Annotated in this window: 17 protein-coding genes and 1 other RNA gene; 5 read left to right on the top strand and 13 right to left on the bottom strand. The window is 56.5% G+C overall.

The window, feature by feature from the left end:
* Position 1: 1 nt before the first annotated feature.
* Together rnpB and rsmI are read right to left on the bottom strand one after the other, a co-directional pair.
* Positions 2–378: RNase P RNA component class A (gene rnpB / locus VI01_RS24580), an RNA gene on the bottom strand.
* Positions 379–411: 33 nt separating this feature from the next.
* The gene (gene rsmI / locus VI01_RS21575; RefSeq protein ID WP_034829205.1) at positions 412–1,275 is read right to left on the bottom strand and encodes a 16S rRNA (cytidine(1402)-2'-O)-methyltransferase; all 864 of its coding nucleotides are present in this window, start codon (positions 1,273–1,275) and stop codon (positions 412–414) included.
* Between the two features lie 62 nt (positions 1,276–1,337).
* On the opposite strand from rsmI, the gene VI01_RS21570 reads away from it, so the two are divergent.
* From VI01_RS21570 to dolP, 4 genes are read left to right on the top strand one after another with little or no spacing between them, the layout of a single operon-like run.
* A complete protein-coding gene (locus VI01_RS21570) occupies positions 1,338–3,413 on the top strand; it encodes a penicillin-binding protein activator (RefSeq protein ID WP_045816568.1) in 2,076 nt (691 codons plus the stop codon).
* Positions 3,371–3,766 carry a YraN family protein gene (locus VI01_RS21565; protein ID WP_045816567.1) on the top strand — a complete coding sequence of 132 codons (396 nt, stop codon included), beginning with the start codon at positions 3,371–3,373 and terminating at the stop codon, positions 3,764–3,766. The genes VI01_RS21570 and VI01_RS21565 overlap by 43 nt, the downstream gene beginning before the upstream one ends.
* A gap of 14 nt (positions 3,767–3,780) precedes the next feature.
* Complete coding sequence (gene diaA, locus VI01_RS21560) at positions 3,781–4,368, top strand: DnaA initiator-associating protein DiaA (protein ID WP_034829211.1); 588 nt, start codon at positions 3,781–3,783, stop codon at positions 4,366–4,368.
* Between the two features lie 14 nt (positions 4,369–4,382).
* Positions 4,383–4,955 (top strand): division/outer membrane stress-associated lipid-binding lipoprotein, encoded by a 573-nt coding sequence (gene dolP / locus VI01_RS21555; protein WP_038644509.1) that lies wholly within the window; start codon positions 4,383–4,385, stop codon positions 4,953–4,955.
* 71 nt (positions 4,956–5,026) lie between these two features.
* Here dolP and VI01_RS21550 read toward each other — a convergent pair whose 3' ends face one another.
* Positions 5,027–5,728 (bottom strand): pirin family protein, encoded by a 702-nt coding sequence (locus tag VI01_RS21550; protein ID WP_034829215.1) that lies wholly within the window; start codon positions 5,726–5,728, stop codon positions 5,027–5,029.
* Positions 5,729–5,857: 129 nt separating this feature from the next.
* Here VI01_RS21550 and VI01_RS21545 point away from each other — a divergent pair, with 129 nt between their 5' ends.
* A complete protein-coding gene (locus VI01_RS21545; RefSeq protein WP_038644506.1) occupies positions 5,858–6,760 on the top strand; it encodes a LysR family transcriptional regulator in 903 nt (300 codons plus the stop codon).
* Positions 6,761–7,045: 285 nt separating this feature from the next.
* Here the strand turns inward: VI01_RS21545 and VI01_RS21540 are convergent, their stop codons facing one another.
* The 10 genes from VI01_RS21540 to cybC all read right to left on the bottom strand — a co-directional run bounded on the left by VI01_RS21540 (position 7,046) and on the right by cybC (position 15,230).
* Entirely contained in the window at positions 7,046–8,956 is a 1,911-nt protein-coding gene (locus tag VI01_RS21540; RefSeq protein WP_045816566.1) for a transcription antiterminator, read from the bottom strand.
* Between the two features lie 24 nt (positions 8,957–8,980).
* Positions 8,981–9,718 carry a KDGP aldolase family protein gene (locus VI01_RS21535; protein ID WP_045816565.1) on the bottom strand — a complete coding sequence of 246 codons (738 nt, stop codon included), beginning with the start codon at positions 9,716–9,718 and terminating at the stop codon, positions 8,981–8,983.
* Complete coding sequence (locus VI01_RS21530) at positions 9,715–10,836, bottom strand: DgaE family pyridoxal phosphate-dependent ammonia lyase (RefSeq protein ID WP_045816564.1); 1,122 nt, start codon at positions 10,834–10,836, stop codon at positions 9,715–9,717. Before VI01_RS21530 ends, VI01_RS21535 begins: the two co-directional genes overlap by 4 nt.
* Positions 10,820–11,953 carry an amidohydrolase/deacetylase family metallohydrolase gene (locus tag VI01_RS21525; protein ID WP_045816563.1) on the bottom strand — a complete coding sequence of 378 codons (1,134 nt, stop codon included), beginning with the start codon at positions 11,951–11,953 and terminating at the stop codon, positions 10,820–10,822. The genes VI01_RS21530 and VI01_RS21525 overlap by 17 nt, the downstream gene beginning before the upstream one ends.
* Positions 11,954–12,112: 159 nt before the next feature.
* Positions 12,113–12,760 (bottom strand): DUF4310 family protein, encoded by a 648-nt coding sequence (locus VI01_RS21520; protein ID WP_045816562.1) that lies wholly within the window; start codon positions 12,758–12,760, stop codon positions 12,113–12,115.
* Between the two features lie 12 nt (positions 12,761–12,772).
* Positions 12,773–13,549, bottom strand: coding sequence for a DUF4311 domain-containing protein (locus VI01_RS21515; RefSeq protein ID WP_034829226.1), 777 nt, complete (start codon positions 13,547–13,549; stop codon positions 12,773–12,775).
* A gap of 25 nt (positions 13,550–13,574) precedes the next feature.
* Positions 13,575–13,874, bottom strand: coding sequence for a DUF4312 family protein (locus tag VI01_RS21510; protein WP_034829228.1), 300 nt, complete (start codon positions 13,872–13,874; stop codon positions 13,575–13,577).
* 2 nt (positions 13,875–13,876) lie between these two features.
* Positions 13,877–14,233 (bottom strand): SFCGS family glycine-rich protein, encoded by a 357-nt coding sequence (locus tag VI01_RS21505; RefSeq protein WP_009087404.1) that lies wholly within the window; start codon positions 14,231–14,233, stop codon positions 13,877–13,879.
* A 17-nt stretch (positions 14,234–14,250) separates the two neighbouring features.
* Entirely contained in the window at positions 14,251–14,589 is a 339-nt protein-coding gene (locus VI01_RS21500; RefSeq protein ID WP_045816561.1) for a glycine dehydrogenase, read from the bottom strand.
* A gap of 254 nt (positions 14,590–14,843) precedes the next feature.
* On the bottom strand, positions 14,844–15,230 hold the full coding sequence (cybC, locus tag VI01_RS21495; protein ID WP_038644492.1) for a cytochrome b562: 387 nt from the start codon (positions 15,228–15,230) through the stop codon (positions 14,844–14,846).
* Positions 15,231–15,337: the final 107 nt, after the last annotated feature.

Genomic DNA, 15,337 nt, shown 5'->3' with positions numbered 1-15,337 from the left:
AAGTCGAAACTGACCGATAAGCCGGGTTCTGTCGTGGACAGTCATTCATCTAGGCCAGCAATCGCTCACTGGCTCAAGCAGCCTACCCGGGTTCAGTACGGGCCGTACCTTGTGAACCCCTATTTGGCCTTGCTCCGGGTGGAGTTTACCGTGCCACGAACTGTTGCCAGCCGCGCGGTGCGCTCTTACCGCACCCTTTCACCCTTACCTGATCCCATTACTGGGCCATCGGCGGTTTGCTCTCTGTTGCACTGGTCGTAGGCTTGCGCCCCCCAGGCGTTACCTGGCACCCTGCCCTATGGAGCCCGGACTTTCCTCCCCTCTGCCCGTCTCCCCCGAAAGGGACGACGACAAAGCGGCGACTGTCTGGTCAGCTTCGGCGCGGGATAATAGGCGATCCGCCCGCGTTTGTCACGCCTCTTGCTGCTCCAGCGCGTACTTATACAGGGCGTTCTTCTTAACGCCATGAATTTCCGCCGTTAACGCAGCGGCTTTTTTCAGCGGCAGCTCAGTTTGCAGCAACGCCAGGGTGCGCAACGCTTCGGCAGGCAGCGCTTCTTCATCGGCCTTGTGCCCTTCAACAATCAGCACCATCTCGCCTTTGCGACGGTTTTCATCTTCCAATACCCAGGCCAGCAGCTCGCCCACCGGCGCGCCCTGGATGGTTTCCCAGGTTTTGGTAATTTCGCGCGCCAGCACCACATAGCGATCGGCACCCCATACGCTCACCATATCTTGCAGGCTATCGATCAAACGGTGAGTGGATTCATAAAAAATGAGGGTACGTGGTTCATTCTCGAGGGAGCGCAGCACATCGCAGCGGCCTTTACTCTTGGCGGGCAGAAATCCTTCGTAACAGAAACGATCTGACGGTAACCCCGCCGCACTTAATGCTGTAATCGCCGCGCAGGCACCCGGCAACGGAACCACGCGCACACCTGCTTCACGGCAGCGACGTACCAGATGATAGCCAGGATCGTTGATTAATGGCGTGCCCGCATCCGAGACCAGCGCAATGCTCTGGCCTTCTTGCAGCTTAGCTAACAACACTTCTGCTTTCTGTTGTTCGTTGTGGTCGTGAAGTGCGAACAGTCGCGCATTGATGGCGAAATGTTGTAGCAACAGCCCGGTATGACGTGTATCTTCCGCTGCGACCAGATCGACGCTCGCAAGCACCGTCAGCGCACGCTGCGTGATATCACCCAGGTTACCGATCGGGGTAGGAACGATATAGAGCGTGCTGGCAGAAATCTCTGCCCGATCGAGTTGTTTCATTGTTTCATCCGAATTGCCGATTTAATATTGAGCATCTAGAAAAAAACATCACTGGATACAGTATGCTTCCTTCAAAAGTCGTACGTCATAAAGCAGGACGCTTTGTACCTGTTCTTCTCGCTGGACTGATTTTAGCCGCCTGTAGCGGCCAGGGACCGCAGCAAACCTCCAACGTCAATATTCAGGGGCCTGCTACTGGCCGGTCTGACTATTATCTGCAGCAGGTGCAGCAAAGCAGCGATGATAGCAAGACCGACTGGCAATTACTTGCCATCCGTGCCCTGTTGAAGGAAGGAAAGTATCCGCAGGCTAACGATCAGATCTCGCAACTGCCACAGCAGCTCTCTGCAGTGCAGCAGCAGGAACTGCAATTATTGCGCGCGCAGATGCAGATTGGTCAGCAGGATTTCGGCGGCGCTCAGCAGACGCTGGGTCAGGTGAAGACTGATGGCCTGTCTCAGGATCAGCAGGTACGCTACTACGCACTGCAAATCGCTGCGGCACAGAATCGCCCTTCACTCGCGCTCTTACGCGCCTATATTGCTCAGGAACCGCTGCTGCAAGGCGCCGACCACCAGAGCAATATTGACGCCACCTGGCAAGCTCTGACGCAAATGACGCAGGATCAGCTGAACAGCCTGGTGATTAATGCCAATGAGAACACCCTGCAAGGCTGGCTGGATCTGCTCAACACCTGGCACACCAATAGCCAGGACCCGCAGATGCTGAAAGCCGCGATCAAAGACTGGCAGACGCGCTATCCGCAGAATCCGGGCGCGAAAACGCTGCCGACGCAGCTTAGCCAGGTGCAAAACTTCACCAAAGCCTCGACCAGCACCATCGCGCTACTGCTGCCGCTGAATGGCCAGGCACAGGTTTTTGCCAATGCGATTCAGAAAGGTTTTAACGATGCCAAAAATGGCGTGTTAACTGCCCCAGCCCCGCAACCCGCCCCTGCTGCGCCAGCGGCAACCGATGCCAATGGTCAGCCGTCAGCACAACAGACTGGCGATGCCAATGCACAACAGCCTGCCGATGCTAACGCTGCCGCTAACACGGTTGTCAGCCCGGCCATGGCAGGTAATATGCCGCCACAGACCGAACAGCCGCAGCCCGCCGCACAACCGGCGACAACGGCTGCTCAGCCGGACAGCAGCGCTCAGGTTAAAGTTTATGACACCAGCAGCCAGCCGATTGCCCAGGTGATGCAGCAGGCACAGCAGGATGGCGCGACCATCGTGGTGGGTCCACTGTTGAAAAACGACGTCGAGTCGGTGGTGAATAGCCAGACACCTCTTAACGTGCTGGCGCTGAATGAGCCAGAACAGATCCAGAACCATCCGAATATTTGTTATTTTGCGCTTTCTCCTGAAGACGAAGCGCGCGATGCCGCGCACCATATCTACGAGCAAGGCAAACGCCAGCCATTACTGCTGGTACCGCGTAGCAGCTATGGCGATCGCGTCAGCAAGGCGTTCGCACAGGAGTGGCATAAACTCGGCGGTTCCACCGTACTGCAACAGCGTTTCGGTGGCGTTTCTGAGCTGAAACAAGGTATTAATAGCGGGGCCGGTATCGCATTGAGTGGCACGCCGCTGACGGTTGAACAGCCGCAGTCTGCCGGCGTGGCTGTTGCGGGCCTGACCATCCCAGCGCCGCAAACCACCCCGCCAGCGCCAACAGCCGATGCCAGCGGCGGCAGTGTGGATGCCGTGTACATCGTGGCCAGCCAGGACGAGCTGCAACTGATCAAGCCGATGATTGCGATGCGCACCAGCAGCCGCAACAACATCGCACTGTATGCCAGCTCACGCAGTGCGCAGGCGGGTGCCGGTCCAGACTTCCGTCTGGAAATGGATGGCCTGCAGTTCAGTGATATTCCGCTGCTCTCCGGTAACAATCCGGGTCTGATGCAGCAGGCGGCGAAGTCGTTTAACAACGATTATTCGCTGGTTCGCCTCTACGCGATGGGCATTGATGCCTGGACGCTGGCGAATCACTTTAACCAGATGCGTCAGGTGCCTGGCTTTGCCATTGACGGCAACACCGGCAAACTGAGCGCCGACACGGATTGCGTGATCAACAGGAAGTTGGCATGGAACCAGTATCGTCAGGGACAAATCGTTCCGGTGCAGTAAACCGCCAGCGCATTGGCGCTGAGCAGGAGCAGCAGGCGCGTGGCTATCTGGAGCGCGCCGGGCTGCGATGGGTTGCCAGCAACGTGCGTTGCCGCAGTGGGGAAATTGACCTCATTATGCAAGACGCCGATTGCTGGGTGTTTGTCGAAGTGCGCTATCGACGCGATGCGCGCTACGGCGGTGCCGCCGCCAGCGTGACGCGCCAGAAACAACAAAAGCTGCTGCGTACCGCTGCATGGTGGTTGCTGGCACGCGGCGGCAGTTTTGATACGGTGAATTGCCGTTTTGACATCATTGCCATTACCGGGCGTGAGCTGGAATGGCTGCCCGATGCCTTTAATGCCGATGGATAGAACCAGGTGGTCTTGTGCAGGACAGAATTAAAGCGTGTTTTACCGAAAGTATTCAGACTCAAATCGCCGCTGCGGAGGCACTGCCGGATGCGATTTCTCGCGCCGCTATGACGCTGGTGCAGTCGCTGCTGAACGGTAACAAAATCCTGAGTTGTGGTAACGGTGCTTCATCGGCCAATGCTCAGCATTTTGCCGCCAGTATGATTAACCGTTTTGAGACCGAGCGCCCCAGCCTGCCTGCGCTGGCACTGAGCGCCGACAATGTCATGCTGACGGCAATCGGCAACGATCGTCTCCACGATGAAGTTTATGCCAAGCAGGTTCGCGCGCTTGGTCAGGCCGGTGATGTGCTGCTGGCTATTTCAACCCGTGGCAACACCCGCGATATCGTTAAAGCGGTTGAAGCTGCGGTGACTCGCGATATGACTATCGTCGCGCTGACCGGCCATGATGGCGGTGAGCTGGCGGGCCTGTTGGGTCCGCACGATGTGGAAATTCGCATTCCGTCACATCGCAGTGCACGCATTCAGGAAATGCATATGCTGACGCTGAACTGCCTGTGTGATTTGATTGATAACACTTTGTTCCCACACCAGGAATGACTGAAGGAGCTCAAATGAAAGCATTGAACGCTGTCGCCATTCTTTTAACTGCCATGATGCTGCAGGGCTGTGTTGCCGTTGTGGCAGGCGGCGCCGCTGTGGCGACCAAAACGGCAACGGACCCGCGCACCGTGGGTACGCAAGTGGATGATGGTACGCTGGAACTGCGTGTCACTAACGCACTGGCTAAAGATGAACAAATTAAAAACCAGGCGCGCGTCGTGGTCACCGCTTATCAGGGCAAAGTACTGCTGACCGGCCAATCACCATCGGCTGATTTGGCGAGCCGCGCCAAGCAGATTGCGATGGGCGTGGATGGTGCCACCGAAGTGTATAACGAAATCCGTACCGGCCAGAAAGTGAGCCTCGGAACGTCATCATCCGATACCTGGATCACCACCAAAATCCGCTCGCAGCTGCTGGGGAGCGATCAGGTGAAATCGTCGAACGTGAAAGTGACCACGGAAAACGGTGAAGTGTTCCTGCTGGGTCTGGTGACACAACAGGAAGCCACTGCGGCGGCCGATGTGGCCAGTCGTGTGAGCGGAGTGAAACACGTAACGACCGCGTTCACCATTCTGAAGTAATCTTCATCTGACGGGCGCAGTCAGTTGCGCCCCAACCACAGACAAGGGCAGCCCCAACAGGCTGCCTTTTTTTATGCCGGTAAATCGATGACGAGGGCACGCAGCGGCGTTTTCGCCTGCAACGTAATCTGCTGTTCTTCACTCAAGAACGCGCCGTCACCGCAGCTCAGTAACTCCTGATTGGCGCTACTTGCCTGCAGATCCAACGAACCGTGGATGGATTGCAGATAGGCGCGAGGACCGTTCAGTTTCACCGTATGCTGCTCACCGGGTGCGAGTATCACCTGATGGACCCAAACTTGCTGACGCAGTTGCAGGCTGCCATCCACGCCGTCTGGCGAGGCCAGCAAGAAACGGGTCTGCTGCGGCACAGCGATTTTCTGCAGCAGCGGATTCTCGCGATCCGGGCAGGCCGCCAGCCACAGCTGCATACGTGTTAGCGGGTGATCTTTGCTGATATTGATTTCACTGTAGTTCACGCCCTGCCGCGCCGACAGCAGCATGGCTTCGCCTTCCCGCGCGATCAGGTGGTTACCTTCGCTATCGCGGTACTCTGCTTCGCCCTGCAACACCAGGTTCAGCACATCCACCTGCGGATAGCTGCGTGGCTGGAACGCCGCACCGGGTGCCAGCACTTCCTGATTAAGCACACGCAATGAAGCGTAGCCCATTAATTTCGGGTCAAAATAGTGGCCAAAAGAGAAGCTGTATCGCGCCTGCAACCAACCGAAATCGGCCTGGCCACATGCGGACGCGCAGCGGGTTGTCATCATGATTTACCTCCGACGCACTGCGGTGAGATTCGACCACAGGCTTTATACGTTAATGGTAAAAGGCTGGACGCCGGATTGTTAGCCAGTTAATCTGCCTGGCATATTCAAATTTACTGACAGAGAACCGGCATGGCAAAAGACCGCGCGTTAACCCTCGAAGCTTTACGTGTGATGGATGCTATTGATCGTCGTGGTAGCTTTGCTGCGGCAGCCGATGAACTGGGCCGCGTTCCCTCTGCATTGAGCTACACCATGCAGAAGCTGGAAGAGGAACTGGACGTGGTGCTGTTTGACCGCTCCGGCCATCGCACCAAGTTCACCAATGTCGGGCGTATGCTGCTGGAGCGTGGGCGCGTGCTGCTGGAAGCGGCCGATAAACTCACCACCGATGCTGAAGCGCTGGCGCGCGGTTGGGAAACCCATCTCACCATCGTAGCCGAAGCACTGATCCCCACTAATCTGCTGTTTCCTGTCGTTGAAAAGCTGGCGGAGAAAGCCAATACGCAGATTTCGCTGGTGACGGAAGTGCTGGCTGGCGCGTGGGAGCGTCTTGAACAGGGCCGCGCGGACATCGTGATTGCGCCTGATATGCATTTCCGTGCATCAACCGAGATCAACACCCGTAAGCTCTACAGCATTATGAGCGTCTACGTGGCCAGTCCGGATCACCCGATTCATCAGGAAGCCGAGCCGCTGTCTGAAGTGACGCGCGTGAAGTATCGCGGTATCGCAGTGGCCGATACCGCGCGCGAACGCCCGGTGTTAACGGTACAGTTGCTGGATAAACAGCAGCGCCTGACGGTGAGCAGTATGGACGATAAACGTCGCGCCCTGCTGGCAGGATTGGGTGTCGCCACCATGCCTTATCCGATGGTGGAACAGGACATCGCCGAAGGCCGTCTGCGTGTGGTGAGTGCCGAATACACCCGTGAAGTGGATATTATTATGGCATGGCGCCGCGATAGCATGGGTGAAGCCAAAGCGTGGTGCTTGCGTGAGATCCCGCGATTGCTGGCGAAGCAGCGTAGCTGATTAAGACCTGGTCGGCATAAATGCCGACTCTCCCCCAACAGTGTAGCGGGATATTCATCCCAATCATCACAAGCCGGCATCCAGGCCGAATAGTAAAGCGTCGACATGCTTCCCAAACATCCTGGGGCGGGATGCGTGTGGGACGTTGTAATGTGGGTATTCATCCCAAACCTCGTCAGCCGGGATGCATGCCGGATGTTGTCGTGTTGGCATTCATCCCAAACCTCGTCAGCCGGGTGCAGGCCGGACGCTGTCGTGCTGGCTTCATCCCACCCTGATTTACCCTCACATCCGGCTGAGACAATCGATCGCCACCGCTTTAAAGCTGACGAAATCCGCGCAATCGCGCAATCGGGTCATCGCCCTCTCCCGCAGGAAAGTGACGAACAGATCGTAAATCGCCATCGCCTCTTCGTATTCGCTTTTGCTGATCGCCAGCAGGAAAATCACCGAAGCGGTTTCATCACCCCAGCTCACGCCATGCGGTGCCAGCACGGTATACACCACGGTTTTCTTCGCCAGCAATCCCAGTGAGTGTGGCAGCGCAATGCCTTCGCCGAGCAGGGTGCTGACAATCGCTTCTCGCTCTTCAACGGAGGGATAAAAGTCCGCATCCACACAGCCTTCTGACTCCAGCTGATCGCACAACACGCGGAACAGCGCGGATTGCGTCATCGGCTTATCCAGCACCATAAAGTGCTGTGCATCGAAGTATTTTTCCAGCATGTAAGGCCGTGTGCGATCCACCAGCACCAGCTTGCCCAACTGCTCCAGCTGGAACTCGGTCGGGAACGGCGACATCACCGCAATCGGCTTATTCTTCTCACTCAAACGCACGGTGGAAATCACGAAATCTTCGTCGATGTGTTCGCGCATCTCATAATCACGCTGCGACAAACGCGCCGTGACCACCAACTGCGGGTATTTACGCAGCAGCAGCGCTTCAATCATGCGCAGTGTGGAGTTGCCGCTGTCGCACACCAGCAGCACCTGTGGATGGCGTTGATAGCCGACATCGTAATGCCGCTCCAGCCCGACACCGATGTGCAGCACCAGAAAACCGATTTCGTTCTCGCTGATGCTATAGGGCGTGTATTTTCCCCAACTGGTCACCGCCGCCAGCGTCACGTCATACGCCATCGGATAGTGCTGTTTGATGTTACTCAGCAGTGGATTAGGGATGTGAATCTGGTAGCGCACCCGGGTAATCATGGTTTTGATATGGGTGAGCAGATCGGCTCGCAGCTGCTCATCCTGCTGCAAGCGGTAGTTGTAATGGGTGTTGATGTAGTTCAGCAGGTAGTCGACCAGCGCATCGGCATCATCAGCATTAATGGTGCTGGGCGACAGCGCCTGAATCTGCCGGGCGGCGATATTGACGCGCAACCAGTTCTCTTCCGCCTGCGAGATCGGTTTGCCGACCAGCGGTTGCATCAGATTCACCAGATGATGCGCGGCTTCGCGCACCTCTTCACCGACATCTTCCGCGCCGGGATCGTTGAGCGGGAAACCTTCGCTGATGCGTCGCACCGCCACCGCACAGTAAATTTGCAGATAGCGCTCACCCTCATCGCTCAGGCGAATCGCATACTGATTAAAACAGTGCTGCAACAGCGGTTCCAGCTGTGCCAGGATGCCGCTGTGTAGCGCTTCCACCGTCAACAGCGGGCTATCAGGCATCTCCTGATCAATCTGCCACAGCAAATCCGTCAGGCAGGTGCGGATCGCCGCTTCGCTGCCGAACAACTTCATGCCGTAATGCGGCTTGGTTTCGATATTCAGATGATAGCGGCCCAGCCACTCGCGCACTTCCGCCATATCGCTTTGCAGGGTGGCGCGGCTGACAAACCACTCTTCCGACAGATCTTCCAGCTTGAGAGAATAGGCGGCGGTGAGAAAACGCGTGAGCAAATAGCGCACGCGATCCTGAGAAGTGCGCGGCACGCGCAGCGGCGCGGCGCTCTCTTCCTGCAGACGGTCAAAAAGCGCCACATCGTCGATCTTCAGCTGATATCCCGCGCCGCGCGCCAGTACGAACTGTGCGCCGTGTTGCTCCAGCAGCGCATTCAGCGCGGTGATATCGGTGCGCACCGTGCGCGTTGAAACAGAAAAGCGGCGCGCCAGCTCATCCTGCGGCAGCGTTTCGTTTTGCAGCGCAGCGAAAAGTTGGGCCAGACGCTGATTGGGAAATCTCACGGAGCTTCACCTGTGACTCGTTTGTTACAGCAGTTTCTTGCACGTTGCCAGAAGCTGACGCACATCGTCAATGCGCGTGTCGCCAGTGGCACTGTCGATGATCGAACTATAGACGTGTGGAATCACTTTGCTGACGCCCGCATCGAGTGCAATCTGCACAATGGCTTCGAAGTTATTGAGATCGATGCCGCCGGTCGGTTCCAGCCAGAAGTCGTGACGCGCACAGGCTTCAGCAACGGCACGGTACTCATTCACCGCTTTTAAGCCGCCCATCGGGAAGTATTTCACCGAACTGCCCCCCATGTCCTGCAGCATGGCGATGGCGCTGTCGATCGGCACAATCGCATCTTCCAGCTGCGAGCTGCGCGGTCCGGTGGAAATTTTCACCAGGCCCGGCGTGCCGGTTGGCGAAATCAGACCGTTGACCACGGTGTGATTCTGCCCGAGCAGCGCGCGGCTGGTCGCCACACCGGTAAACACCTGGTTCACGTGCTGCGGTTGCAGCACCGCTGAGATCTCACTCACCATCGCCGACTGATTAGGATCGCCTGCGCCCAGTCCGACGGACAGCGCGTTGTCGATCAGCGCCGCGTACTCGCGCATATCGGCAATCGCTTCTTCATTGCTCGCGTAATTTTTTGATAACACGCCCACCAGCACGTGGCCTTCTGCGGCCTGCCAGATCGCTTTGGCGTTCTGCTTAGAACCGGCCAGCACGTTGAGGCACAGACGGCCCTGATAAAAATTCGGGTTCAGACTCATGCGCGTTTTCCTCCGCTGAGTAACGCCTGGATACGGGTAAAGATGATATGCAGCTGATCGGCGCTGACGCTGCGCACGTCGGCTTCGATAATGCCTTCATTGGCTTTGTAGCCACGGAAGTAGATAGCGATGTCGCCGGTTTTCAACGCCTGCACCAGCTCGCCGGTTGGCCATTGTGTGACGGCTTCATCGAACTTGATCTCAGCACGGGCGATATCGCGGCCTGCTGCATCCCACACTACGCGTGCGGACACACCATTCAGCGTATTGAGGTTGTCGATAAACGGCGTCATGTTGGCCACCATCTCTGCACCGGTGGTTTTCGGCTGCACCAGATAGTTTTCAATCGCCTGCGTCAGACCAAGAATGCCTTCTTTACCGACTTTCATCGCGCGGCCAATACCGTTGCTTTGACGTTTGACCCACTCAACGTACTGAGTGCGGCCAATCACCAGACCGCTGGTCGGCCCTTCGATCGCCTTGGCGCCGCTGTAGATCACCAGGTCCGCGCCCATTTGGTAGTAGCACTGCAGATCTTCTTCTGCCGCCGCATCCACGATTAACGGGATACCGTGTTGACGCGCGACCACCGCCGCCTGCTCCACACTCAGGTGGCTCTTCTGCACACAGTGGTGTGATTTGATGTACAGCAGTGCCGCCGTGGTGGGTGTGATGGCGGCAGCCAGCTGTTCAGGCGAACATTCGTTGCTGTAACCAGCCTCCACCAGACGTCCGCCGCCCAGCGCCACCATCGCACCCACCGGCGCACCGAAGTTCACGTTATGGCCTTTCGGCACCACGATATCGTGCGGCACCGTCAGCGGCGCGGCATGCAGGTTGTCCAGCAGCCAGTCGTTATCTTTGACGATCACCGCCGCCACGCTCTGTGCGATGCCCGCAGAGGCGCAGGAAACCACCACCGCGCTCTCGACATCCAGCAATTTAGCGATGTAGGCGCCGGTTTTGTTGACCAGATCTTTGATCTCGAAATAGTGATTCAAACCGTAGCTGACGGTCTCCACCACATCGGCAGAAGGCGTTGAAACACCCAGGATGGTCATACGACCGGAGGCATTGATGACCTGTTTCAGGTCATATTTTTCATAAATCGAAGACATGATTAGCTTTCCCTTCATCAGTCAGATGCCACTTACCCGCGATAACCACGGCCAGCGGCAGCAAATGTTGCTCACCCAAAACCCGTTCGCCTTCAGCATCGACGAACGGGCGGGCTTCCTCTTTGACGGTAAAAATGGTCAGGTCGGCGTCATAACCTTCTGTTAAGCGCCCTTTGCCCGCTAAGCGCAGGCCAGCCGCGGCATTACCGGTGACGCAGTCGATAACCTGCGGCAGCGTCATGCCAATGCTGAAGAATTTCGACATCACGTGCGCCAGGCTATGTACCGGGCCGTTGATGCGGTTGCGACAATAAATGTCCGAACTGATGGTGTCGGGCAGAATGCCCTGCGCGATGGCCTGACGGGCCACTTCAAAGCTGAAGCTGGCACTGCCGTGGCCGATATCCAGTTTTACGCCACGCGCGATGGCGTTTTTCACTGCCGCTTTCAACTCACCCTGTGGTGAAAGAATGCGGTTTGGTTTGCCGTTAAAACAGTGAGTAATGATGTCGCCGGAAGTGAGCAGATCGGCAATCTCTTCCAGCACCGGCGGATTGTTGCCGATGTGCACCATCAGTGGCAGATTTCCCGCCGCCTGCTGAATAGCTTTGGCGCGAATCAGCGGCTGAATGCCATTCTCACCCACCACGCTGCTGCTCATGCGCGCTTTCAGCCCCACGATAAAGTCCGGGCGACGTTTCACCGCCTGCACCACGGAGTCACCGTCAATCTGCGCCATATCGGCCAGCTCGTTCTGGGTGATGATGCCGGTACGTGAGATGTTGATCAGCGCGCGCACTTCGGTGGTGGCGGAACGGGTGAGCTGATAGAAATCGTCGATATGATCCGCGCCGGTGCTGCCTGCATCAACCACGGTAGTGACGCCCTGCGCCATGCCAATCGCATCGGCTTCATCGTGATAAATGGGGGATTTGGGATAGCAGTGCACGTGGCTGTCGATCCAGCCTGCGCTAACGTAATAGCGCCCCTCTAAATCGCGCTCCTGCTGAGCTGAACCGCTGACGTCGCCGACCGCGACAATTTTGCCCTGCTGGATGGCGATATCCACCAGCTGTTCGTCGCACAAACGCGCGCGGCGCAGAATCAGATCAAACATATTCACTCCTTAACAACCTGCATTCAGCCTGGTGCACATAGATGCGCACCCTACGGAATCTGCATCACATCTGTGTGGGGGCATTAATGCGCCCCCCAAAGAATGCACTGTTCAATCGTAGGGCCGCCGTGAAGGGCGACCGTTAAATCGATGACAGCTTTACAGCGAAACCGGGAACATCGCGCCTAACGCCATGGCACCTAAAATCGCGCCACCGGTGATCGGTTTGTTCCACAGATAAAACAACAGCGCACCCACCAGCGAACCGAGGCCGATGGGAATCGATGCCGCCATCGCAGACAGAATAATCAACGGCCCAAGGAAGCGGCCGGAAGCATTACCTGCCCCCATCATCACGTCCGCACCGTAAGTGGAGTCGCTCTGATTGATGGTGAACTTACGCGCCAGGATAATCAGATAGCCAATGGCTAAACCCACCACCAGGCCCGTTGCCAGTGATGCCGCAAAGTTCGCCACCGGGAATACGATGCCCGCGCCCAGCAGTAAAGCGGGAACGCCCAGCCCGACTCCGGTTTGAATCGCGCCGCCGATATCCAGAATCCCGACCAGCGAACCTTCGATGATGCGAGCAAACAGGAAGCTGGCACCAAACGCCGCTACGGCGCCATACACGCCGGTTTCCATGCCGGAACGCAGCATCGAAACAAACGCCACTTCGTTAAATGCACCGATGCCGTACAGGTAGTACATGTGCGTACCGGCAAACACCCCGGCGGACAGCACGCCAACAAAGATCGGGAAAGACCAGTCGGCGTACCAGAACCCTTTGTTTTCGGTCTCGTTCATTCTCAAGGCTCCTTATTTGCCGCTCAGGCTGTTGTGAATCATGTCCAGCCAGCCAGGAATGCCAAGTTGGAAGGATTGCAGCAGTTTCATGTCGAAACCACGGAAGAAGCCGCTCAGAGCGAACAGCAGCACAATCGCGAACATCATCACTTTAGTGACTTTGTTCCAGCCGCTCTCTTCCACGCCTTTACCAATCAGGATACCCAGCACCAGACCCGGTACGGCATTGCCCATGATCAACTGCGCCAGACCACCAAAGATGGTCGCCCAGAAACCGGATTTCTTACCGGCATCAATCGCTGCCAGCCAGAAGATCACCGGCATCACGGTGTTCACCAGCAGGTTGGCCGCCGGCACCAGCACTTTAACCGCCGTAACCTGCAACGCTGCAGGCACTGCAGAAGCCGTGCTGTTGAGGAACGCCACCACGATCATGCCGATGATGCCGCAGGCAATCGCCATGCGTTTTGGGTTATGCAGGGTTTCGGCGACGTTGCGGTTTTTCACCATCAACGCGGCTGCGCCCCAGTTAGGCAGAATGCGGTGATCAACGTCCTGAGTGAAGGAACCTGCAGCCACAGACGATGCCCAGGCGTTAAAGAAGAAGCCAAGACCAAAGGAGAAGTGCGAAGCGGGATCGCCCTCACAGGAATTGAGTTCACCCAAGGTACGAAACGCGCCCATACCTTGCGTGGTCGGTGCATGGAACATGCGCGCTGCGCCCGCTCCTACCCCAACGCCAACCAATCCACCAATGATCAACGACTTAAACAAAATGATTAAAAACATGTTGTTGTACCCTTTGTTGTCGTTTTTATTTCGTCGCGATGAAATCCACCTTGTCGGTGTCGATCACGGTGACGCTGACGGTGATTTCCAGCTCGACGCTGTAATTCCGTCGTTCGCGCGCCAGAAAGAAGAACAAGAACTTCTCTGTGCGTACGCTCTCCTGCGCGCGCAGCACCCGCACATCTATGGGTTCAATGCGCAACAGAATCTTTTGGCTGGTGCGCAGCACTTGCTGCTGCACCTTGCTCAGTGCATCGGAAAAGGCTTTCGCTTTGCTGTCGCCTTTGCCCTGCACCGTAACCTGCGTCTCGTATTGCTGTTTCATGCTTAGCTGCCGTGTTTTTTATTCCAGGCCTGCACCAGACGTTCACCCAGCTCTTCTTTATCCATAAAGCCAAAGCCCAGCACGGTGGCGCCTTCGTTGATGGCGGTCACGCCTTCATCAATCGAACGCATACCGTGTTTGGCTTTGTAGCCATATTTGTTTTGCGCAGTGATGGCACCGGCACCGCCGCTGCCGCAGAAAGAGATGCCGAAGTCAGCGTTTTCCGCTTTCATCACATCGCCCAGCTTCATGTCCGCTGCAACGCCCGGCACCACAACAGCACGGCCGCCTGCTTTCTCAATCCCTGCTGCGACTTTCTGACCTTTACCCAGACGATCACCAATCACGACTGTTACCATGTTCAATTCCTCTCGATTTATGCTTCGTTGGATTTCGCCACTTCGATATGCACCGATAGCAGCCAGGCTTCTTCTTTTGGCAGATTGCCAAACAGATCGACCACCTGCTGTGCCAGCGCCATGGTTTCTGGCGAGATGTCTTCAAACAGTTCGGCTTCCACTTCCGGCAAGGCTTCACCCGTGAGCGAACGCGCTGCCATCGCCCGCACATGCGAGGCCAGCATCTGCTGCTGCACGGCGTTGGCTTGGATGTGGTGCGCAGCGTAGATCGCCGCAATTTGCTTCATCACGTTATCCGCCAGCGCCTGAATGGCTTCCGGCGTGCTCTGTTTCAGTGGGACAGCTTCACTCCTCACCTTGCTACTCCTGTTTACTGCGGACAATTAGAGATAATTCGCGTTGAAAAGAAATTACGCTTTCCGCTTCAGGCTGTGGAGACGCATCTTTTCCACCTCAAAGTGGAAATCCCACGGGCGTGTGTGCGCCAGATCGCACTACGCATGAAGTGTGCGAAATAGGTCACAAAAATGCGGGTTATGCCGGGAATCGATGCGTTTAAACGGAGGAAATGCGAGGGGAGATAAGGCCAGCCACAGGGCTGGCCGGGTTATCAGCGGAATTTCTTATGGTTGGCGTTACGAATATCTTCCAACTTCTTCGCTTCAGTTTTGGCTTCGTCGAGCTTGTTGGCTTTCGCCAACTGATCGACGACATCAATCTGCGCAATCAGAGAATCAAGACCGGCGTGATAATCCTTAATCTGGGCGCTATCGGCAGCCTGACCTTCCAGTTTTTCCGGCGTGGATTTTTTAGCATCCTCCGCCGCCTGGCGCATCTTGCCGAGCGCGGTTTGCATTTCCTGAGCATCAGAGGTTTTCTTCACCACGCTCAGGCCATCTTTCAGGGTATCCATATCACTCTTCAGGTCAGCAGCGAATACGCTAGCTGAAGAGAACAACAGCGAGAGAGACAACATTGCAATCACATGCTTACGCATAAATATTCCTTATTTCCCGTCATATTTCAGGTTCCAGACACGTTGGCCAGACTCACTCACCTCAGTCACTTACTGATGCCATATCCTGAGGATTCATTCACTTGCCG

The organism is Pantoea sp. SM3, assembly GCF_000963995.1.
Classification (GTDB): Bacteria; Pseudomonadota; Gammaproteobacteria; order Enterobacterales; family Enterobacteriaceae; genus Pantoea; species Pantoea rwandensis_B.
Note: the sequence above shows the minus strand (reverse complement) of the source record. Positions and strands in the feature narration are given on the sequence as shown.